The sequence below is a fragment of the Pseudomonas phoenicis genome (assembly GCF_047302395.1).
Classification (GTDB): Bacteria; Pseudomonadota; Gammaproteobacteria; order Pseudomonadales; family Pseudomonadaceae; genus Aquipseudomonas.
The window spans coordinates 4,192,743-4,213,713 of sequence record NZ_CP154852.1; the positions used below are offsets into that span (position 1 = coordinate 4,192,743).

General features: G+C 63.9%; 19 protein-coding genes. 9 read left to right on the plus strand and 10 right to left on the minus strand.

All coding sequences use genetic code 11. From position 1 onward, the window contains the following. The first annotated feature begins 108 nt into the window (after window positions 1-108). On the plus strand, window positions 109-2,112 hold the full coding sequence (locus AA0Z93_RS19080) for a peptidase U32 family protein (protein ID WP_413047418.1): 2,004 nt from the start codon (window positions 109-111) through the stop codon (window positions 2,110-2,112). A 181-nt stretch (window positions 2,113-2,293) separates the two neighbouring features. Here the strand turns inward: AA0Z93_RS19080 and AA0Z93_RS19085 are convergent, their stop codons facing one another. The 3 genes from AA0Z93_RS19085 to AA0Z93_RS19095 form a co-directional block, all read right to left on the minus strand. Beyond that, on the minus strand, window positions 2,294-3,583 hold the full coding sequence (locus AA0Z93_RS19085; RefSeq protein ID WP_413047417.1) for an NTP/NDP exchange transporter: 1,290 nt from the start codon (window positions 3,581-3,583) through the stop codon (window positions 2,294-2,296). 4 nt (window positions 3,584-3,587) lie between these two features. Further along, a complete protein-coding gene (locus AA0Z93_RS19090) occupies window positions 3,588-4,499 on the minus strand; it encodes an aldo/keto reductase (RefSeq protein WP_413047416.1) in 912 nt (303 codons plus the stop codon). A gap of 276 nt (window positions 4,500-4,775) precedes the next feature. Then, window positions 4,776-5,234, minus strand: coding sequence for a beta-carotene hydroxylase (locus AA0Z93_RS19095; protein ID WP_413047415.1), 459 nt, complete (start codon window positions 5,232-5,234; stop codon window positions 4,776-4,778). A gap of 402 nt (window positions 5,235-5,636) precedes the next feature. On the opposite strand from AA0Z93_RS19095, the gene AA0Z93_RS19100 reads away from it, so the two are divergent. Further along, complete coding sequence (locus tag AA0Z93_RS19100) at window positions 5,637-6,350, plus strand: MgtC/SapB family protein (protein WP_413047414.1); 714 nt, start codon at window positions 5,637-5,639, stop codon at window positions 6,348-6,350. A gap of 101 nt (window positions 6,351-6,451) precedes the next feature. Here the strand turns inward: AA0Z93_RS19100 and AA0Z93_RS19105 are convergent, their stop codons facing one another. After that, window positions 6,452-8,017 carry a diguanylate cyclase domain-containing protein gene (locus AA0Z93_RS19105; protein WP_413047413.1) on the minus strand — a complete coding sequence of 522 codons (1,566 nt, stop codon included), beginning with the start codon at window positions 8,015-8,017 and terminating at the stop codon, window positions 6,452-6,454. A 220-nt stretch (window positions 8,018-8,237) separates the two neighbouring features. On the opposite strand from AA0Z93_RS19105, the gene AA0Z93_RS19110 reads away from it, so the two are divergent. Continuing rightward, complete coding sequence (locus AA0Z93_RS19110) at window positions 8,238-8,504, plus strand: hypothetical protein (protein ID WP_413047412.1); 267 nt, start codon at window positions 8,238-8,240, stop codon at window positions 8,502-8,504. 18 nt (window positions 8,505-8,522) lie between these two features. Here the strand turns inward: AA0Z93_RS19110 and AA0Z93_RS19115 are convergent, their stop codons facing one another. Then, window positions 8,523-9,551, minus strand: a complete 1,029-nt coding sequence (locus tag AA0Z93_RS19115; RefSeq protein WP_413047411.1) for a DNA-binding protein — start codon at window positions 9,549-9,551, stop codon at window positions 8,523-8,525. A gap of 377 nt (window positions 9,552-9,928) precedes the next feature. Here AA0Z93_RS19115 and AA0Z93_RS19120 point away from each other — a divergent pair, with 377 nt between their 5' ends. The 3 genes from AA0Z93_RS19120 to AA0Z93_RS19130 all read left to right on the plus strand — a co-directional run bounded on the left by AA0Z93_RS19120 (window position 9,929) and on the right by AA0Z93_RS19130 (window position 13,541). After that, entirely contained in the window at window positions 9,929-12,277 is a 2,349-nt protein-coding gene (locus AA0Z93_RS19120; RefSeq protein ID WP_413047410.1) for a putative bifunctional diguanylate cyclase/phosphodiesterase, read from the plus strand. A 66-nt stretch (window positions 12,278-12,343) separates the two neighbouring features. Beyond that, window positions 12,344-13,294: a site-specific integrase gene (locus AA0Z93_RS19125; protein ID WP_313739265.1), complete on the plus strand. Its 951-nt coding sequence runs from the start codon at window positions 12,344-12,346 to the stop codon at window positions 13,292-13,294. Window positions 13,295-13,358: 64 nt separating this feature from the next. After that, window positions 13,359-13,541 (plus strand): hypothetical protein, encoded by a 183-nt coding sequence (locus tag AA0Z93_RS19130; RefSeq protein ID WP_413047409.1) that lies wholly within the window; start codon window positions 13,359-13,361, stop codon window positions 13,539-13,541. A gap of 72 nt (window positions 13,542-13,613) precedes the next feature. Here the strand turns inward: AA0Z93_RS19130 and AA0Z93_RS19135 are convergent, their stop codons facing one another. From AA0Z93_RS19135 to AA0Z93_RS19145, 3 genes are all read right to left on the minus strand, one after another. Further along, window positions 13,614-14,624 carry an alpha/beta hydrolase family protein gene (locus AA0Z93_RS19135; protein WP_413047408.1) on the minus strand — a complete coding sequence of 337 codons (1,011 nt, stop codon included), beginning with the start codon at window positions 14,622-14,624 and terminating at the stop codon, window positions 13,614-13,616. Window positions 14,625-14,821: 197 nt separating this feature from the next. After that, entirely contained in the window at window positions 14,822-15,430 is a 609-nt protein-coding gene (locus AA0Z93_RS19140; RefSeq protein ID WP_413047407.1) for an FMN-dependent NADH-azoreductase, read from the minus strand. Window positions 15,431-15,629: 199 nt separating this feature from the next. Further along, entirely contained in the window at window positions 15,630-16,973 is a 1,344-nt protein-coding gene (locus AA0Z93_RS19145) for a hypothetical protein (RefSeq protein ID WP_413047406.1), read from the minus strand. A 255-nt stretch (window positions 16,974-17,228) separates the two neighbouring features. On the opposite strand from AA0Z93_RS19145, the gene AA0Z93_RS19150 reads away from it, so the two are divergent. Next, entirely contained in the window at window positions 17,229-18,158 is a 930-nt protein-coding gene (locus AA0Z93_RS19150) for a LysR substrate-binding domain-containing protein (protein ID WP_413047405.1), read from the plus strand. 32 nt (window positions 18,159-18,190) lie between these two features. Here the strand turns inward: AA0Z93_RS19150 and AA0Z93_RS19155 are convergent, their stop codons facing one another. Continuing rightward, window positions 18,191-18,538, minus strand: a complete 348-nt coding sequence (locus tag AA0Z93_RS19155) for a DUF1294 domain-containing protein (RefSeq protein WP_413047404.1) — start codon at window positions 18,536-18,538, stop codon at window positions 18,191-18,193. A gap of 172 nt (window positions 18,539-18,710) precedes the next feature. Then, window positions 18,711-19,541, minus strand: a complete 831-nt coding sequence (locus AA0Z93_RS19160) for an undecaprenyl-diphosphate phosphatase (protein WP_413047403.1) — start codon at window positions 19,539-19,541, stop codon at window positions 18,711-18,713. A gap of 286 nt (window positions 19,542-19,827) precedes the next feature. Between AA0Z93_RS19160 and pnuC the strand changes: the two genes are divergently transcribed. Together pnuC and AA0Z93_RS19170 are read left to right on the plus strand one after the other, a co-directional pair. Next, a complete protein-coding gene (gene pnuC, locus AA0Z93_RS19165; RefSeq protein ID WP_413047402.1) occupies window positions 19,828-20,394 on the plus strand; it encodes a nicotinamide riboside transporter PnuC in 567 nt (188 codons plus the stop codon). After that, window positions 20,391-20,921, plus strand: coding sequence for an AAA family ATPase (locus AA0Z93_RS19170; RefSeq protein ID WP_413047401.1), 531 nt, complete (start codon window positions 20,391-20,393; stop codon window positions 20,919-20,921). The genes pnuC and AA0Z93_RS19170 overlap by 4 nt, the downstream gene beginning before the upstream one ends. Window positions 20,922-20,971 lie beyond the last annotated feature (50 nt).

Here is a 20,971-nt window from a genome sequence, read left to right on the forward strand (position 1 = left end):
AGGCGCCGCACGGGGTCCTGGCCTGCAACTGGGCAGCTCGAGGGTGCCCCTGAAGCATTTCGCCGCTACAATCCCCCGCCTCGACCGTGACCAGCCTCTGATAACGATATGTCCCTTCCCAAGCACCACCTCGAACTGCTCAGCCCCGCCCGCGACGTGGCCATCGCCCGCGAAGCGATCCTGCACGGCGCCGACGCCATCTACATCGGCGGCCCCAGCTTCGGCGCGCGGCACAACGCCTGCAACGAGGTCAAAGACATCGCCGAGCTGGTGACCTTCGCCCGTCGCTACCACGCGCGGGTGTTCACCACCATCAACACCATCCTCCACGACAACGAGCTGGAGCCGGCCCGTGCGCTGATCCACCAACTCTACGACGCCGGCGTCGACGCACTGATCGTGCAGGACCTGGGCGTCATGGAGCTGGACATTCCGCCCATCGAGCTGCACGCCAGCACCCAGACCGACATCCGCACCCTGGAGCGCGCACGCTTCCTCGACCAGGCCGGGTTTTCGCAGCTGGTCCTGGCCCGCGAGCTGAACCTGCAACAGATCCGCGAGATCGCCAGCCAGACCGATGCGGCCATCGAGTTCTTCATCCACGGCGCGCTCTGTGTGGCGTTCTCCGGGCAGTGCAACATCTCCCATGCGCAGACCGGGCGCAGCGCCAACCGTGGCGACTGCTCCCAGGCCTGCCGTCTGCCCTACACCCTGAAAGACGACCAGGGCCGGGTGGTGGCGTTCGAGAAGCACCTGCTGTCGATGAAGGACAACAACCAGACCGCCAACCTGCGCGACCTGGTCGATGCCGGCGTGCGCTCGTTCAAGATCGAGGGCCGCTACAAGGACATGGGCTACGTGAAGAACATCACCGCCCACTACCGCCGCGAGCTCGACGCCATCCTCGAAGACTGTCCGGAATTGGCGCGAGCGTCGAGCGGGCGTACCGAACACTTCTTCGTGCCCGACCCGGACAAGACCTTCCACCGTGGCAGCACTGACTATTTCGTCAGCGACCGCAAGATCGACATCGGTGCCTTCGATTCGCCGACCTTCACCGGTTTGCCGGTGGGCGTGGTGGAAAAGGTCGGCAAGCGCGACCTGCATGTGCTGACCGAGGTGCCGCTGAGCAATGGCGACGGCCTCAACGTGCTGGTCAAGCGCGAGGTGGTGGGGTTCCGCACCAACATCGCAGAGCTGCGCTCGACCTCCGAACAGGACGGCGTGACCCAGTACCGCTATCGTGTGGAGCCCAACGAGATGCCGGCCGGGCTGCACGCTTTGCGCCCCAACCACCCGCTGTCGCGCAACCTCGACCACAACTGGCAACAAGCCTTGCAACGCACCTCGGCCGAGCGGCGGGTGGGCGTGAGCTGGCAGGCCGAGTTGCGTGAGTCGCACCTGCAACTGACCGCCATCAGCGAGGAAGGCGTCCGTGTCCAGGTGCGCCTCGACGGCCCGTTCGGCCCGGCCAACAAGCCACAGCAGGCGCTGGAACAGTTGCACGATCTGCTCGGCCAGTTGGGCACCACGCAGTACCACGCCAGCGCCATCGCGCTGGACGCCCCTGAGGCATACTTCATTCCCAACTCGCAGCTCAAGGCCCTGCGCCGCGAAGCGGTCGAGGCGCTGACCGAAGCGCGCGTGCAGGCCCATCCGCGTGGATCGCGCAAGGCCGAGACGGTGCCGGCGCCGGTCTACCCGGAGGCGCACCTGTCGTTCCTGGCCAACGTCTACAACCACAAGGCCCGCGACTTCTACCACCGGCACGGTGTGCAGTTGATCGACGCCGCCTACGAGGCGCACGAGGAGCATGGCGAAGTGCCGGTGATGATCACCAAGCACTGCCTGCGTTTCTCCTTCAATCTGTGCCCCAAGCAGGCCAAGGGCGTGACCGGGGTGCGCACCAAGGTGGCGCCCATGCAGCTGGTGCAGGGCGATGAGGTGTTGACGTTGAAGTTCGATTGCAAGCCGTGCGAGATGCATGTGATCGGCAAGATGAAGGGCCACATCATCGACCTGCCGACGCCCGGCAGCGGTGGCGTGCATCAGGTGGTGGGGCACATCAGCCCCGAAGACCTGCTCAAGACCATTCATCGCGCGCCGCATTGACGGTGGTATCGGCACGGCCAGTTCAGGCACGGCCAGTCTAGGCACGGCCAGTTTTGGTACGGCTATAGGCATCTTGGTTGCCTGCGCCCGCGCCACGATGGCAAGCGCTCGATTGCGGCCCGTCCATGCTCAGTGTGGACAGGTCGAGTCGCGCAATCGGCGGGCAAAAGCTATCGGATGCTTAGCGGGGCTTTTCCTGCGCGGCTTCAAGCGTTCGTTGACGGCGCCCCAACCAGCGACCGGTGAGTCCCCAGCCCAGCGCCAGCCCCGCGCCGATGAGCATGGCGGCTTGCGGGTGGTCACCGAGTACGTCCAGGGCGCGCTTCACCCAGCCGCTGAGCGCATCGCCGCCGCGGTAGACCACGGTGTCGATGAAGTTTTTGGCTTTGTATTTGTCTTCGGCCGGCAGCACGGTGAACAGCATTTCCCGACCCGGACGCACCAGGGCGTACTCGCCGGCGCGCCGGGCGACCATCACCAGCACGAACAGGGTGAAGGTCGGCAACAGTGCCAGCGCCACGAACCCGGCCGCCATCAGCAGCGGCACCCCCATCAGCAACACGCCTACTCCAAGGCGCTTGGCCAGCCGACCGGTGAAGAACAGCTGGGTGAGGATGGCCAGCGTCTGCACCGCGATGTCGATCAGGCCGAACACCTGGGTTTGCCGGGTGCGGTCGGTGAAGGTCTCGCTGACGATGCGCGCCTGTTCGAAATACAGGAAGGTGCTGACGCTGGCCAGCAGCAGCACGAACAACGCGATGCCCAGTAGAAACGGCGACCGCAGTACCGCGCTGGCGCCGGCCCAGGGGTTGCCGCCCAGGGGTCGTGAAGGCGGCTGTTCGCGGTTGGACGGCAGCGGCTGACCCGCACGCCAGCGCTGCAGATACAGCGCCGCGCCGATACTGCCCGACAGCAAAGCCGCCGCCAGCACAAGCAGCCCCGCGTGTCCCAGCGGCGCCACCAGCAGCGTGCCGAGAATCGGTCCGCTCAGGCCGCCGAGGCTGGCACCGGCGGCGAGCACACCGAACAGGCGTTTGCTCTGCTCGCTGGAAAACAGGTCGGCCAATACGCTCCAGGCCAGCGAGATCGCCAGCAAGTTGAACACCGACAACCAGATGTAGAACGCCCTGGCCTGCCCTACGCCATCCGGGTCCTGGCCCAGCAGCCAGGCGAACACCAGCAGGTGGCTGGCGAACAGCCCGTAGGTCCAGGGCAGAATGCGCTGGCGGCGCACCTTCGACACCAACCAGCCGAACAGCGGCAGACACGCCAGCGTGGCAATGAAGGTGCCGGTGAACAGCCATTGCAAGTTGTCGACGCCGCCGGCCACACCCATGGTTTCGCGTACCGGGCGCAGCATGAAGTAGCCGCAGAACAGCAGGTAGAACAAGACAAGCCCGGCGCACACCGGTCGGCCTTCGCCGGGCTTGAGGTTCAGCCAACTGTGCAGGCGTCGACGCAGGGTGCGCATCGGCTCAGGCGAACTGCTTGATCAACGCGAGTCGCTGCGTAGCGTCGAGCATCGGGCCTTGGCCGGCCTTGAGCTGGTCGAGTTGACGGTCGAGCCGTCCCGTAGCGGGAATCACCGCCGTGACCGCCGGGTGGCTGAGGGCGAACTTTAGGAACAGCTGCGACCAACTACCGATGCCCATTTCCACGGCCCAGCCGGGCAGCGCCTGGCCTTTGACCCGGGCGAACAGGCGACCGTCGTCGAAGGCGCGGTTGATCAGCACGGCAACGCCTTTGGCCTGGCACAACGGCAGCAAGGTCTCGGCGGCGTGCGGGGCATTGACGGCATAGTTGATCTGGACGAAGTCCAACGGCTCCTCACGCACGATCCGTTCGACGTCGGCATGGCCGCTGTCGAGATAGTGGGTGATGCCCACGTAGCGCGTTTTGCCCTGGGCTTTGAGTTCGCGGGCATAGGGCAGTTGGCGTTTCCAGTCGCGGAGGTTGTGGATCTGCAACAGCTCGACCTTGTCGGTGCGCAGGCTTTGCAAGGTGCCCGCCCACTGCCGTTCGGCGGCCTCGCGGCTGTCTGCGGCGATCTTGGTGGCCAGGAAGCATTGCGAGCGCCAGCCACCTTCTTGCAGAAGCTGGCCGAGCACGGCGTCGGCGCCGCCATAGTTGGGTGAAGTGTCGATGATCCGTCCGCCGCCGGCGAAGAACGCGGCCACCGCCTGTTGCAGCTGCTGGTAGGCCGGCGAGCCCGGTTCCACTTCGAAACTGCCCGAGGTGCCGGCACCGATGACCGGCAATGCCTCACCGCTGCCGGGGATGCTGCGGGTGAGCAACCCGCTGTGGGTGGACGCCGCCGCTAACCAAGGGCTAGCGGCAAGCAGGCCTAAAGCGGCACCGGTACGTAGGACATCACGGCGTCCATACATGGGAAATCTCCGATAGTGGGGCGGAAATTTCTAAGGCTAGCCGTTGAACATTCAACAAGCTCGCTGCTATGTGTCTGAATGTGTACATAGGTTTGGATTGGATGCAGGCTCTGCCTTTGCTCCTTTGCTGCCTTCCTTTACAGAAGCAGTCAGGCCGGCGTTGCCGGCCATCGCGGCTAAACCGTGACGCCGGCCGGCCGCTCCTACAGTCAAAACAAGCCAACCTTGTGGGAGCGGCTTCAGCCGCGATGGGCCGCGACGCGGCCCCAGGACAGGCTATCTGACCCGCTTGCGCAACTGTCGCCTCAGCACCTTCAAAGGCGGCGCATAGAAAAACCCGAACGACACACTATTCCTGCCCTTGACCGCATGATGCAGACAATGGGCGCGATGCAGACGCTTGAAGTAGCGGTTCAGCGGCTTAGGCGCACGCGGCCAGTGACGGTGAAACAGACCGTCGTGTAGCACCACATACAACACGCCATAGCCAGCTACGCCCCCGCCCACCCATTGCAGCGGCGCATACCCGGCCCGGCCCAGTGCCACCAGTCCGACCGCGATCAACGCCAGCGCCAGCAGGTAGACGTCATTGAGCTCGAGCATGCCGAGCTGGGGTTCGTGGTGGGAGCGGTGCAGCCACCAGCCCCAGCCGTGCATGACGTACTTGTGGGCCAGGGTGCCGACACCCTCCATCGCCAGCAAAGTGCCGAGCAGGACGGCGAGGTTGTACAGCATGGGACGGATCCGCGAAAAGCGAGGGCTGGCAAGGTTACCACTGCGATGGCCGCCCTCGCCAATGCGCTTGTCGTGTAGGACATTTCCGAGTTTGCTCGACAACCCGAGTGGGTCGTTGACCTTCCCTCTGTGGGCCCCTAACGTGCGCCTCGCACTTTCGCATCCCTATACAGGAGTCCTGCATTGGACAGTAGCCCCAGTCATGTGCGACAGGCCCGCAGGGCGCGCTAGTCCGGCAGTGCAATCGCCAGGCTCGGCCCCCCGCGTCGTCCCTGGTATCCCCGGCCCTTGGCCAGGCTTCCCATTCCGTGCCCTTGTGGCCCTGCGCATCTCTGGTTTCGATCCCTGCCGCCCTAGGCGCGGCGACGACGCAGGCGATGGCCTGCACAGAGGTATGTTGTCATGGAATGGAACGTTTTCCTGCTACGCGCGGCTACCGCGCTCATCCTCGGCGCGCTGATCGGCGCCGAACGCCAACTGCGCCAGCGCCTCACCGGCCTGCGCACCAATGCGCTGGTCAGCACTGGCGCCTGTCTGTTCGTGCTCATGACCCAAGCGGTGCCCGGCATGCAACCGACCGATGCCTCGCGGGTGGCTGCCTACGTGGTGTCCGGTATCGGCTTTCTTGGCGGTGGCGTGATCATGCGCGACGGCTTCAACGTCCGCGGCCTCAACACCGCCGCCACGCTGTGGTGTACGGCGGCCGTCGGAGTGTTGTGCAGTCTGGGTCTGCTGCTCGAAGCGGCACTCGGCAGCCTGGTGGTGCTGTGCGCCAACATTCTCCTGCGCGAAGTGGCTCAGCGCCTCGATCGCCAGGGCGTGGTACCCGCCAGTGAAGTGGAGCAGCATTTCGAAGTGCGGGTGATCTGCCGTGCGCAAGATGAGATCCAAGTGCGTAGCCTGATGCTGCACAGCCTCAGCGACCCGGAGCTGCGGTTGCAGTCGTTGCACAGCGAGGACCTGGTCGACAGCGACCGCCTGCAGGTCCGCGCCGAATTGCTGGGTGGCGCACATGCGCCGGTGCAATTGGAAAGAATGGTGAGCCGGGTGAGCTTGGAGAAAGGCGTCAGTTCGGTACGCTGGCAGTTGTTGACACCCACTCTGGCGGTGGATTGAACCACCGCCGAGCCCAGCGGCAAGCCGAAGCGCTATACCCGCAGCGTTGCCAGGGTGGGATGTGCCCTGACGAGCCACCCACCCAAGCCGGCACGGATGGATCAGCCAGAACCGTCTGCAATATCGCAGGTCACGCTCAGTCGGTCGCGGCCCTGCTCCTTGGCGGCATACAGCGCGCCGTCCGCCGCCGCCATCAAGGTCGCCGCCGTCAGGGGCTGCCGCGCCGGGTAGCCCACCGCGATACCGGCGCTGATCGACACGATGCCCAAAGGGCTCTGCGCATGCTCGATGGCCAGGCGGCGCAGGTGGCCGAGGATGTCCTGCACGAAGGCCGTGGCCCCTTCGACGCTGGTATCGGGCAGCAACAGCGTGAATTCCTCGCCGCCATAGCGTACCGCCAGATCCCCAGGCCGCTTGAGCGCCGCCTGCAGCACTTCCCCGACCTTCTGCAAGCATTGGTCGCCGGCTGGATGGCCGTAGTGGTCGTTGTAGCGCTTGAAGTAGTCCAGATCGAGCATCACCACCGCCAGCGAGTAATCCTGGCGTCGTGCTCGACCCAGTTCCGAGTCCAGCACACCGTCGAGTCGGCGACGGTTGCCAAGGCCTGTGAGGGCATCGGTCAACGCCAGGGATTTCAATGTCTGGTGCGCCTGCAACAACGCCCGCTCGATGGCGATACGTTCGCGCAACTGACGCAGCACGATCCAGCCGAAGGCCGACAGGCCGATCAACAGCAACACCAGGACCAGCACGCTCTTGATCATGTCATGGCGCCACGGCTCGACGATCGACTCTCGCGACAGGCCCGCTTCGGCCACCAGCGGATAGGTCGGCAAGGCCTGGTAGCCATAGATGCGCTGGGTACCGTCCACCACTGCCGTGGCCTCGGCCACGCCTTGGTAGGCATGGGGCAGATGCTTGAGAAAGATGTCGCTCTTGGCCAGGCTGGTGCCGATGATCTTCTCGCTGAACGGCCGGCGTACCAGGATCGTCCCGTCGCGCATGGCCAGCACCAGCGCACCGCGCTGGTCGATCTTGAAGTCACCGTAGAACTGCAGGAACCAGTCGACCTTGATGGTCCCCAGCAGCACCCCGGCGAAGCTGCCGTCAGGCGCATCGAGGCGGCGCGAGATGGGGATGATCAGCTCGCTGGTCGAGCGGCTCTTGATCACCGGGCCGATGTGCACGTCGCGCGAGGGATGGGTGCGGTGGAACTCGAAATAGTCGCGGTCGGCGTTGTTGGCGTTGGGCGGTACCGAGGTCTTGTCGGTCACCAGCCAGTAGCCTTGGGCATCGTAGATGAACAGGCCGTGCAACTGCGGCATGATCTGCGCCTGCTGATGCAGCAGACGGTGCAGACGCTTGCGATCGAGATTGAGGATGCCGTCGCCCTCGACCCGCTCGGCCAGCGCGGCGGTGATGGCATCGACCTGGCGAATGGCGTCCTCGGCATGCTGGGCGGTGGCCCGCGCCAGGTTGCTGACCGAGTTCTCGGCATTGACGAAGGCATGCCGGTAATCGCGCCAGATACGCCAACCCTCGACCAGCACGAAGGTGAGCATCACCACCGCCATGAAGCTTGCGACCAGGCGGAACAACGTCGCCGCGCGCGCATCTCCACCAGCGGTGATCAGGCCTTCGTCGTCCTGTGGTTTGCCTGAACGCATTGCGATCCCTGTTGTAGAGCTATCCGGCCGTGACTATAGCGCCCGTGACGCGACCCTGCAGCGCTTGTGTTGCATGGGAACCGCAGGCGGAAGGCCCGGTTCCTTCGCAATGCACCAACGTGGCGCAGAAAAAATTCAAACGTTTGCGCGCCGATGGGCTCAACCGTACTGCACATGGCGGCCATCGCTGTTCAGATGAACCCAATCTCGAGGTAACTACATGAGCAACCAAGCACTGCAATCCGAACTGCTGACGCGTCTTCTGCATGCCCATCCGCAAGGGCTAGGCAAGGAGATCCTCGACAACTACCGTGGCGAAAAGGCCGTGGCCGGTATGCTCAAGACGATGCAGGACCAAGGCCTGATCCACGCTGGCAGCGTGACAGTGGATGAGCACAACGTCAGCGTCAGCTACCCGATCAAGCTGTCCAGTGCCGGTGTGGAATCGGCCAAGGCGGCCGAAGCAGCCAAGAACAGCGAAGACTGATTTCGCCCGGCTCCTCGCCTAGGGCGTGGGGCCTTTTTGTATCTCTTTTGCGGCTCGCAGCTGCTCTTCCAACTGATCCGCGTGCGCCCTGCACGCCTGCCACCCTTCCCTTGCGCCCCGCAATTCCACGCCCAAACGCTCCAGTTGCAGCGTCTGCTCCGTGCAGATCCCTTGGCGCTGCTCCAACGCTTGCGCCTGGCTGCTGACCTGGCGCCGCAGTTCGTCGCTGGCCCCTTGTACCTGCGCGAGCATGGAACGCAGACCGTCGATCTGCGCGTCGCGCTGTTCGAGGTGTTCGTCGCGCACCTTCAGCTGTGCGACGGCCTGGCGCTGTTCGGCGAGCAACCGCTCGTTGTCGCGGTGCAGGCGGGTCAGCTCATCCTGCTTGACGATGACGCTCTGTTGCACCTGACGCAGTTCGACCTGCAGCTGCTGCAGTTGCCCTTCGTGACGGCGCTGGTCCTGCTCGCGCTGCTCGCGAGCGGCCGTGCGGTAGTGCTCCAACGCGTCGCGGGCGTGCCGGTGCTTCTCCTCCAGTGAACGCAGGTGGTCGTCCTTGTCGGCGATGCGCACCTGCAACTCGCTCACGGTCTGGTTGAGGCTGGCGTTGCGCAGTTGTTCGGCTTGCAGGGACGCAGCGGTCTCAAGCAGCCGTTCTGACTCGACAGCCAACGCCTCTGCTTGCACCTGCTGGTGCTGCTGTGCTGTGACGAGCGTCTGCTGAGCCAGATCGAGCTGGGCTTGCAGCTGTTCGCGCTGCTGTTCGAACGCCACTTGCGCGCTGTTGAGTTCCGCCCGCGCTTCATCTTCCACCTGCGCCGCCAACAGCTGAACGAAGTGGGCCAATTGCTCGCTGAGCGCGGGTGCGCCACCGCCAGCAGCCGGGTCTAGCGCTTCAAGCTCCTTCAGATAGCGATGGATTGTGGTTTTCGAGCCCGTGTTGCCCAGCTCGACGCGAATCGCATCGATGCTGGGGTTTTCGCCGCGAGCTATCAGCGCCTGACGCGCCTGTTTGACCACTGCCTTGTTGATGCCGCCTCTGGCCATACGTACTCCGACAATTTCGTACTGTATTACGTACCATGTAATTACATAAGATATTATGCTCCCGTTTTTTGATTTACCAGCCTTTGCTCACATTAAATAATCACGGCTTATCGCATCAGATGTGCCGTTTTGAGCTTGATCCAGGTATGCGCGATAGCGACTAGTACGTAATGGCCGTTTTGAGCCTTGTATCGAGATAGCCAGGAAAAGCGCGCTGCATGGACCTACGGCTGGACCCGTGACAAGGCGAAGGCATTGCGAAAATGGCGAAATCAGTGGACGAGATCAGCCGCAGACAGGCATTTCGCCACTAGTCATTCGGTTGTCATGTGCCTGTCGTACGTTGCCGGCCACCCCCAGGCCGAGATGTTCTCACCGTGACTCGTCGTACGCTTTCCTCCGCCGGTCTGCTTCCACAGCTGCTGCTGACGCTTTGCGCCGTCACCTTGCTGTTTCTCTGGGGGCTGCATTTTTCGCAAAGGGCCGCCTTGCGCGAGCAGGCGCTGCAAGCCAAGGCTAGCGAACACCTGAACCTCGCCAGTGTCGTGGCCCAGAGCCTGCGCCAGGTCGTCGACCGTGCGCAGGCGGTCGGGCGGCTGTCTCGGGTAGGTGCCGATGACCCAGGGCCAGCGTCTTTCAGCCTGGCACTGTTGCTGGCACAGGATCCTGTGTTCGCCCGCATGGCGCTCTACGATCGGCAAGGTTCACTGTTGTCGTCGAGCCAGCCGGATGACCTGGTGCGCCTCCCAGGTACTTGGATGGCGCAGTTGATCCGGCAGGTCGAGCTTGGTGGCTTCGAGCCGCTGCTGATTCACCTCGAGCTACCGGCCGATGTGGCACCCGTCGCGCCGCGCCTGCTGTTCATGCTGCCCCTCGACGCCCCAGCGAGCCGTCACACGGCAAGCGGGCGCGCGAGCGCCATCGACAGCATCCTGCTGGTAGAACTGGATGCGGGTTATCTGGCGGCGCTGTCCCGGCACATCGACCTGGGGCGCAGCGGCCTGGTTCGCGTGCTGCAAGACGACGGTCAGGAGCGACTACGCATCGACCACCAAGGCGTGACGACGATGGGCCAGGTGTTGCTGCCGACACTGCCCGCCGATGCTGGCGACGCCGGGTTGATCACCCAAGCCAACGCGCAAGGTGTCTATCAGAGCCTGTACCGGCGCTTGCCCGACCATGGTTTCAGCGTGGTGGTCAGTCAGTGCCATGAAGAGATCCTCGCCGATGCCAGCGCGGCCACGGCCCGCCAGCTCTGGTTGAACCTGTGCATGACCGCGTTGATCCTCGCGTGTCTGGCCTGGGGCCTGCGTCTGTTGCACAAACGCCAGGACGCGTTCAATGCGCTGGAGCAGGCGCAACGCATCAACCAGCAACTGATCGGTCGCCTGGAAGACGCTCACCGCCTGAGTAGCCACGCTGCGGCCACCGACCATCTGAGCGGTTTGCTCAACCGTCGGCAGTTCGTCGAACAAGCTGGCCAGGCGCTGATCGTGCAGCGCGGTCGACGCCAGTTGCTGGCCATCCTGTTCATCGACATGGACCGCTTCAAGTCGATCAACGACTCGCTCGGGCACAAGGTCGGCGACCTGCTGCTGCAAGCCGTCGCCGGGCGCATCCGCCGGCTGCTGGGCGACACCGACCAGGCCTCGCGTTTTGGCGGCGACGAGTTCGTCGTGCTTCTGGTCGGCGAACGTAGCGAAGAGCAGATCGACGCCTGGGTGCGTACCCTGGTGGAGAAACTTTCGGCCACCTACGCCCTGGACGGACAGGAGGTCAACACCAGCCCCAGCGTGGGCGTGAGCATCTGCCCGCGCGACGGCCAGGACATCGACAGCCTGATCCGCTGCGCGGATGCCGCGATGTATTCGGCCAAGCAGGCCGGGCGGGCCCAATACCGTTTCTTCGATCCGTCGCTGAACCTCTCCGACATCCAGGCGTTCACCTTGGAGCAAGCCTTCGGTAACGCTTTGGCTGAACGCCAATTCGTCCTGCACTACCAGCCACAGGTGCGCCTGGACACGCTGCAGGTCACCGGCTACGAAGCCTTGGTGCGCTGGCAGCATCCGCAGTTCGGACTGCTCTATCCCGACCGTTTCATCGATCTGGCCGAGCGCAGCGGTTTCATCGTCGCGCTGGGCTGGGAAGTGTTGCGCATGGCCTGTGTCGAACTGGTGCGCTGGTCGCAACGCGAGATGGCGACGCGATTGGCGGTGAACGTGTCGGCCCTGCAATTGCGCCAGAGCGATTTCAGCCAGCGGCTGCTGGCCAAGCTGCGCCACCATGGCCTGACACCGTCGCAGCTGGAACTCGAGATCACCGAAACCACCGTGCTCGACGGCGAAGGTCTGGCCCTGGAACACCTGCGCCGGCTGCGCGCCGCCGGCATGGCCATCAGCCTCGACGACTTCGGTTGCGGCTATGCCGGATTCGCCCATTTGCAGGCGCTGCCTTTGAGCAAGCTGAAAATCGACCGCGCCTTGATCGCGCCGCTGTGCAACAGCTATGACGACAGCCCGATCGTGTCCTCGACCATCATCCTGGCCAAGCGCCTGGGCCTGGAAGTGGTGGCCGAAGGCGTGGAAACCCGCGAGCAGCTGGTGTGCCTGAAGCTCGCCGGCTGCGACATCGCCCAGGGCTATCACTTCAGCCGTCCGCTGTGCGCCACGCAACTGGAGCAGTACCCACCCTTTCGCGGCGCCGCGCGCGCGGCATGCAGCCATTGAGCAGGCGCTTGGCCGTGGCCGAACATTGATTTATGGTGGCGGCATTTCCTGCTTGAAGCCGCCACCATGACCGACATCGAGCGCTACGTTCGCGCTGCCACTCGCGACAACACCCGGCGCAGCTATCAGGCGGCCGTGGAGCATTTCGAGGTGCACTGGGGCGGCTTTCTGCCGGCGACTGCCGACAGCATCGCCCGTTACCTGGCCGAGCATGCCGACGTGCATGCGGTCAGCACCTTGCGCCAGCGCCTGGCGGCGCTCAGCCAATGGCATGTCAGCCAGGGTTTTCCAGATCCGACCAAGGCCCCACTGGTGCGCCAGGTGCTGCGCGGTATCCGCACCCTGCATCCGGCGCCGCCGCGCCAGGCCGCGCCGTTGTTGCTGCAACACCTGCAGAGCGCCATCGACTGTTTCGAGCGCGAGGCGGCGCAGGCGCTCGCCGAGCATGACCTGCCCAGCCTGCTGCGCGCCCGTCGTGACGGCGCCTTGCTGCTGCTGGGCTTCTGGCGCGGTTTTCGCGGCGACGAACTGGCACGGCTGCAGGTCGAACACATCCAGGCCCAGGCCGGTGTCGGCATCAGCCTGTATCTGCCGCGCAGCAAGGGCGACCGCGAGGCCCACGGCGTACAGCACCGCACCCCGGCGCTCAAGGCGTTGTGCCCGGTCAACGCCTATCTGCAATGGATCGAAGTCGCAGGCCTGGCCCACGGCCCAGTGTTTCGCAAGCTCGACCGCTGGGGCAACCTGGGCGATGCGCCCCTCAACAGCAACAGCCTGATCGGGCTGCTGCGGCGCATGCTCGAACGTGCGCAGGTGCCTGCGGCTCTGTATACCGGGCACTCGCTGCGGCGTGGCTTCGCCACCTGGGCTACGGCCAATGGTTGGGAGCTGAAGTCGCTGATGAGCTATGTGGGGTGGAAGGATGCCAAATCGGCCCTGCGCTATATCGACGCCGCGCAGCGCTTCGGCGAGTTGGCCATCGCAGCGCCGCCCGTCTTGCTGGCGTCGAAAGACTGAACACCCAGGTCCGCCTGCGGACCTAAGGTTTTGTCGTCAATGCAAAACCTACAGGAGACTGGCCATGGCCGATCCACGCGACGCCGACCCCTACATCGACAACGACCTGCACATTCCAGGCGAACCCAAACACGACAACCCCAATACCGATCCCAACCGTAACGACACCACCTCGGACCAGGACGCCCCACCCGCCCCCGAGTGGCCCGAAGGCCAGGTACCGCCGGAAGATCAGTCCGGCGGTTGACCACCCGCCTGGTCCGCCACCTGCCTGGCTCGCAAGGGCCGGTCGGTGGCCTGAGGCGCCAACCACATCGAGTCAGCGCTGCACCCGCTGTTCGTCGCTCTGCAAAGCCTTCCTGAAAAACCTCGCCGCCTCGCGTTGCAACGCGCGATGGATGCGTTGCCTGTCCACGCCTTCGGCGTCTTCACACAAGACCTTCATGCGCTGCGCCTGCTGCGGATCGCACGGCGCCATGAAAACGAAGTGCCCCGCGCCTTGCAGCAGCTGGTAGTCGGGCGGCTGCGGCAGTTTGCGCGCCAAGGCTTCGGCATTGCGTTCGAGCATGAGCAACCGATCCTGGTCGCCGCTGTAGATCAAGGCCGGTACCTGCACTCGAGCCAGGGACTGGCGCCCGAACAGCAGGCTCAGCGGCGCCATCAACATCACCGCGCCGACCCGTGGGTCGGCCTGTGGCCGCAGCTGCGCATGGTCCACGCGCATCACGCCCTGGTGCTGGCAAGCGTCGGCGTCGTCGGGATATTGCGCGCAGTGCTGTCGCAAGCGGGCCGGGTCCGGCTCGGCGCCCGCCAGGATCAGTGCGGTTTCGCCGCCTGCCGAGTAGCCGATGACGCCTACTTTGCCGTGGTCGAGGGCGGCGCCCAAGTGGCGATCGCTACGCGCCGCAGTGATCGCAGCGCTGACCTGCAACGGTCGGCCATACAGGTTGCTCGTCGCACCCAGACGGCTGTGGTCGCGGCCGTTGTCGCCCGGATGCTCCACCGCCACCACCACGAAACCTCGCCGCGCCAGGGCCGTGGCCAGATCGTGCAGGGCCAGGGGGCTGCCGCTGTTGCCAGGCGACATCACCAGCAACGGAAAACGCCCGATCGCCAACGGCTGTCGCTCGGCGGCCTCGACCCGATAGCCTTCGAGCAAGGTCGAGGCAGGCGCCCCTGAGGACGGATAGAACGCCAGTGCCTGCATCGGCAGGCCGTCCACCGGATCGACCAAATTCAGCGTTTGCAGGCCGGCGCTCGACGCGCTCGCCTGAGCGGGCAGGATCAGCGCGTTCAGGACCATGACGATTGCCAGGCGCAGCGAGCCCATGTCGCGATTCCCATGCAGGGTTGCAGTAAGGTCAGAACGATGTCCTGGGCATCTATCCCGATTGGGTACAGAGGCGTTCGGCGTTGACTGAATAACGCAGAGGCTAGAGCTTGGCGCAGCACATCCAGATGAAATTTCGATGAAAAAAAACCGGCCGACGCAGGAAGCGCCAGCCGGCTTGTGCACATGCATGTCGATCAGGCGGCGAACAGCCCATCGGCGATCTGCGCCTTGGCCGCGGCCATCGCTGTATCGCGTTGCTCAGGCCCGTAGGCCAGGCCCTGGGCGCGTACGATCTGCAAGTCGGTGATACCGATGAAGCCGAAGAAGACTTTGAGGAAATCCTCGTGACCCACGCCGCTCGCCTGCCCTTCGTGCAGACCGCCGGCGGTGGACACCAGCACTACGCGCTTGCCGCCGCACAACCCTTCAGGGCCGGATTCGGTATAGCGGAAGGTCTGCCCGGCGACGGCGATACGGTCGATCCAGGCCTTGAGCTGGGTCGGTACGCTGAAGTTGTACATCGGCGCACCGATCACCACGGCATCGGCAGCGAGAAACTCGGCCAGGGTCTGCGCGCTGAGCTGAGCTTCGAAGGCTTGCGCGGCGTCGCGCGCTTGCTCGGCAGTGCCGGCGGCAAGCAAGGTGGCGGCCGAGAAGTGGCTGATGGCATCGGCAGCCAGGTCGCGGTAGGTGATCTCGACACTGGGGTCGGCCGCTTGCCAGGCCTGCACGACCTGCTGGGTCAATTGGCGCGAGGCGGAATGTTCACCGAGGATGCTCGAGTCGATGTGCAACAGTTTCATGGAACTCTCCTGTAGGGCAAGCAAGTGGCAAGCTGCTATGAATGCTGGCCATCCTACAGGAGGTAACAATGTGTAATAAGTAGGTAAAAATACGCTTGATCGTCCCACCAGTAGAACGATCATTCGCAGGTTGGCCATCGCCCTATGGCGCGCCAATCGCTTTCGATCAAGCGCCGACGGCTATAAGCCCCAGCATCGTTCAGACTTTCAGCGCCAAGATGGCCGGACGGCCACTCACACTGCCTGCAACAAATATCTGGCCTGGTGCAGGATGAGTGCAGATCAATCGTCCATTGGGAGAGAAACTGGCATCGTCCACCGTGGCGAATGCGTATCCGTTGGCAAAAGATGTGTCAGGGCTGCCATCTTCGTTGTACCGCCCCACAACAGGACCAGTGCTTCCCTGACTGCCCCCGGAGCCCACTATCAGCATATTTGCCAACCGGGGAAGTTGTGGCAGCCCCACGTCCCATTTGTCGAAGTCCGAAATGGGATCGAATCGACTGAACACAGGCTCACCCGCGTTGAATTGCCTATCGGGTTGTCCATCGCCGTTCAGGAGGGTGGCCAAACTTTCCGTGACCAAAGCGCCCTCCCTCAAGGTGTCTGCATTCCCTACCAACAGCAGCCGCGTGTCATCCAGCACGCTCAGGCCGGCAATGTTGGAGTAATACCCTTCGACCCACACTTCACTAACGCCGGCGTTGCCGAATTGGCTGCATTTGTCGCCGGCCCTGTCATATTTGATGACGACACCTGCAATCTCCGTATCGGACACGGTCATGCCAAACACGAACAGTCCATCCTGACCAGTCCCGGCTAGACCCTGTGGGTAGACACCCTTCCCATCGTTGGTGATAGGCGCCACGCCTCCGTTTTGAAACCGGGGGTCCAATTTGCCAGCGCTGTCCAGTTTGAGGAGCAGCGCAACACTGGCGTCGCTGGCAGCGACGCCCACATAGATGCCGCCATCGGCCGAGAAGATGCAGGCTTGGTCGGGCATCAGTTGAACCGGGTACTCAAGCCCCAGCGTGTTGATGTCCAGTGACCCACGCTCGCCAAAGTCCAAGTCGGGCTGACCGTCCGCTTTGAGTTTGGAGAGAAAGTACCGCGTGACCAATGAGTTGTCCGACAGCGAGACCGTGTTGCCCCAGACATAAAATCCATCCGCAGTTTCATGGATGCCGCTGATGACCGAAATACCTTCCTGAGCGAAATTCGCATCGATGAACCCTTTGCCATTGGCGAACCCGGGGTCCACTTCGCCGTTAGGTCTCAACCTGACCAGGCGTGCGAGGTAAGCAGGCTGAGGCGATATGATCTTGAGGGTTTCATAGAACCCCACGATGAAAGTAGCCGGGTGCACGAAACTGGGGATGATGCAGCTGGCCCAACCCGTACGATTCTCGAAGGGCAGCATCAGTTTGCCGTCCGTTGCGAAGTTTTCATCGTAGTCCATCGAAGGTAGAGCAGGCCGTGTAGCACGGGCGAGCGAGGCTTGGCGGGCCGTACGTTTTTTTTCGAGCTGTTTGTAGTCGATCATGATGCATGACCCTTCCCTGGCGAAACGTATATTCAAGTGATTAATACGAATGGTGTAGAAAATAGCTATACCCAGGCACCGTATTAGGCCCATTCGCTACTGGCGCAATAGCCAAGAAGCATGACTGGTATGCCCAAGCAGCTTCCCCTGACCATCTGCTTGGGGTGAACATCGTCCCCCGCGCGGTAAAGGGCACTCTATTCGTGCTCACCACGTACTCGTTATGATCACCTCTTTCAGCAATCGGCCAGCGCCATGATCCCAGCCCGCCTGTGCTCACCTCCACGAGACCTCAACGATCTGTTCTATTTCGCCGAGGTGGTAGCCGCCGGCAGCTTCGCCGAAGCCGGCCGGCGCCTGGGCATCCCCAAATCGCGCCTGTCCCGGCGTATCGCAGAACTGGAGCAGCGGCTGGGCACCCGACTGTTGCAACGCACCACGCGCCAGCTCAAGTTGACGGCGGTTGGCGAGCGCTATTTGCAGCATTGCCAGGCGATGCTGCTGGAGGCCGAAGCGGCCGAAGAAGTGGTGGCCAGCATGAGCAGCGAGCCATGCGGGCGGTTGCGGGTGTCGTGCCCGGTGGCGCTGGGTCATGCCTTCCTGCCGGATATCGTGCGTGGCTTTCTGGCGCAGTACCCGCAGGTGCAATTGGACATGGTCCTGGTCAACCGCCGCGTCGACCTGATCGCCGAAGGCATCGACGTGGCCTTGCGCGTCCGCGAACCGGGCGACGAAGACCCGTCACTGGTCACTCGCCGCCTGGCTCCGGCGCAGATGCAACTGGTGGCCGCATCGGGCTTCGCCTCGGGCTTGAGCGAGCCGGCGCAGTTGGCCAGCCTGCCCATACTGGGCGCGGTGGAAGCCGACCGATTGGTGCACCTGCGCTTGCTGCACCAGGATGGCCGTGGGTATGAACTGGCCCTGGAACCACGTCTGGCCGTGGACGACTTCGTCATGCGCAATGCGGCGGTGCGCGCGGGGCTGGGCTTCACCGCGCTGCCCAGCCTTGCCTGCGAGGAAGAACTGGCGCGTGGCGAGCTGGTGCGTCTGTTGCCTGGATGGTCGTTGCCGCTGGCCTGGTTACAAGCGGTCTATCCACATCGACGCGGTCTCCTGCCGGCGGTACGCGCCTGGATCGATCACCTGGCGGCGTCGTTCGAAACCTGCGGGGAGCGTCATGTGTGATTGCCAGCGATCGGCCGGTCAGACGGACGTGATCAGACGCTCAGCCGGGCATTGAGCACAGGCACCAGCCACAGCCCTTGATGAACCGCCACGATCAGCCAGAACACGGCCTGATACGTCAGCTTGCGCGTCTTGTGCCGCCACAGTTGCTGCGCCAAAAGCGCGCCGGGCCAGCCTCCACACAGCTCGAACAGGTGCAGGCAACGCTCGGGGATGCGCTGACCTTGCAGGCGTGCCTGGCGTTTGTCATACCCATACAGCGCCAGGGTCGCGAGGCTGGTCGCCAGGTAAGCGCCCAGCACCCATGGCGCCAGCCAGGCCCATGTACCGGTCGTGGCGGCCAAATGCGCCAGCCCCATACCCGGCAGCCCACAGAGCATGACGAAAACGAGCAGTTTGATCCATGGATGGCGCACACCCGGGGTAGGTTCGGGCGCCTGCCGGCGTCGTGGCGCGGCCCTTTCGGCTGAGGAGCGGTTAGACCGTTCGCTGGCCGCCGTTATGTGCCGGTTAGCGGCCTGGGTCGGCCGCGGGCGTTCTTGATTCGCCATCTCAGGCGCTCGCCGTCGACCAGTCGACCCAACCGAACTGCCAAGTGGCCAGGATCAACAGGCCGAAGACGATGCGGTACCAGGCGAACACGGCGTAGCTGTGGTTGGCGATGAACTTGAGCAGCGCCCGCACCGCGATCATGGCGAACATGAACGACACCACGAATCCGATGGCGAACACCGGCAGATCGCTCGGCTGGAACAGGTCTCGGTATTTGTAGCCCGAGTACACCGCCGCGCCGACCATGGTCGGCATCGCCAGGAAGAACGAAAACTCGGTCGCCGCCTTGCGCGACAAGCCGAACAGCAGGCCGCCGATGATGGTCGAGCCGGAGCGCGAGGTGCCGGGGATCATGGCCAGGCACTGCACGAAGCCGATCTTCAAGGCATGGTGCCAGCACATCTGATCGACGTGCTCGACCTCGATGGAATGTTCGCGCCGTTCGGCCCAGAGCATGATCATGCCGCCTATGACCAAGGCCGCGGCTACGGTGATGGGGTTGAACAGGTACTCATGGATCGTGTCGGCGAAAATCACCCCAAGCGCCACCGCCGGCATGAAGGCGATCAACAGGTTGAGGGTGAAACGCCTGGCGGGGGCGTGGGTGGGCAGGCCCACGACCACCTCGAGAATCTTGCGGCGAAACTCCCAGACCACGGCGAGGATCGCGCCGAGCTGGATGATGATGTTGAACGCCATGGCCCGATCGCCGCGGAAGTCGATCAGATCGGCCACGATGATCTGGTGACCAGTGCTGGAGATCGGCAGGAACTCGGTGAGTCCTTCGACGATGCCCAGAATGATTGCCTGAGCGGCATTCCAAAAATCCATCCATACCTCAGTCGGTGCGAGAGTGGTCGTTGTCGGCCGGCACGAAGGCACGGACACATGAAGGTGGCATGACGCGTCCCTGTCTGCGTGATAACGGTGCAAGCGCGGAGAAACGCGCCTTTTTACAGCGACCCTTGGGACCAATACCAGCAGAAAAGTTCAGCGTCACAAAGGTTTCATCCAATTCCTACGGTATAGGCACAAAGCAGGGTCTGGCGCCTGGACGGTAGCATTGTATGTACGCCGGGTTACAATCGCCGCCCCTCTTCCCGTTACAGGAATGCCGATGTCCGGCCTAGAACTGTTCGCTGCCGCGCTCGGCGTCGTCGCCGTCTGGCTCACGGTCAAACAGAACCCCTGGTGCTGGCCCATCGGGCTGGTCATGGTGGTGCTCTACAGCTGGATCTTCTACGAGGTGAAGCTGTATTCGGACATGCTCCTGCAACTGATCTATGCCGTGCTGCAGCTCTACGGCTGGTGGCAGTGGACCCGTCCAGGCCGCCCCGCCGAGGCCCGTCACGTGACGCGCCTGGCGCTGCCGGCGGTGGGTGCCGGTCTGGCCATAGGCCTGCTCGCCAGCCTGGGCTTGGGCGCGGCCATGGCGCACTGGACCGACGCCGCCCAGCCCTGGCTCGACGCCGCCCTGACCGCCTTCAGCCTGGTGGCGCAGTTGTGGATGGCGCAAAAGCGCCTGCAATGCTGGACGCTGTGGGTGGTGCTCGACGTGATCTTCGTCGGCCTGTTCCTGTACAAGGGCTTGTACCTCACCGCCGGCCTGTATGCCCTGTTCACACTGATCGCCGTGCGCGGGTACCTCGAGTGGCGCCGCGACCCTGCATTGGTGCCGGCATGAAAGTAGTGGTGCTGTGCGGCCCGGAATCGAGCGGCAAGAGCTGGCTGAGCGGCGAACTGCAGCGGGTGTTCGGCGGCGTGGTGGTCGGTGAGTACGTGCGTCATTTCATCGAACGCGAGCAGCGCGACACGTGCTACGCCGACATTCCCGCCATCGCCGAGGGGCAACTGGCCTGGGAAGACCAGGCCCGTGCCCAAGCGCCCGATCTGCTGATTCTCGATACCCACCTGCTCAGCAACATCCTCTGGAGCCGCACGTTGTTCGACGATTGCCCGGCCTGGCTGGAACAGGCATTGCTGGCCCGTCGATACGACCTGCACCTGTTGCTGCGGCCCGAGGGCGTGGAGTGGGTGGGCGATGGCATGCGCTGTCAGCCGGTCCTGAGCGAGCGCCAACGGTTTTTCGACGACAGCCTGCACTGGTTGACCCTGCACCGGCGTCCGGTGCACATCCTTGATGGCGCTTGGGAGCCACGTCGGCAGGCGGCGATCGAGGCGGTGGCGCAGTTGCTGGACCGCTTGGCATGAACGAGCGGGTGTTTCGGCGCTGAAACACTGATGAGGTGCGGCCCGCCTGC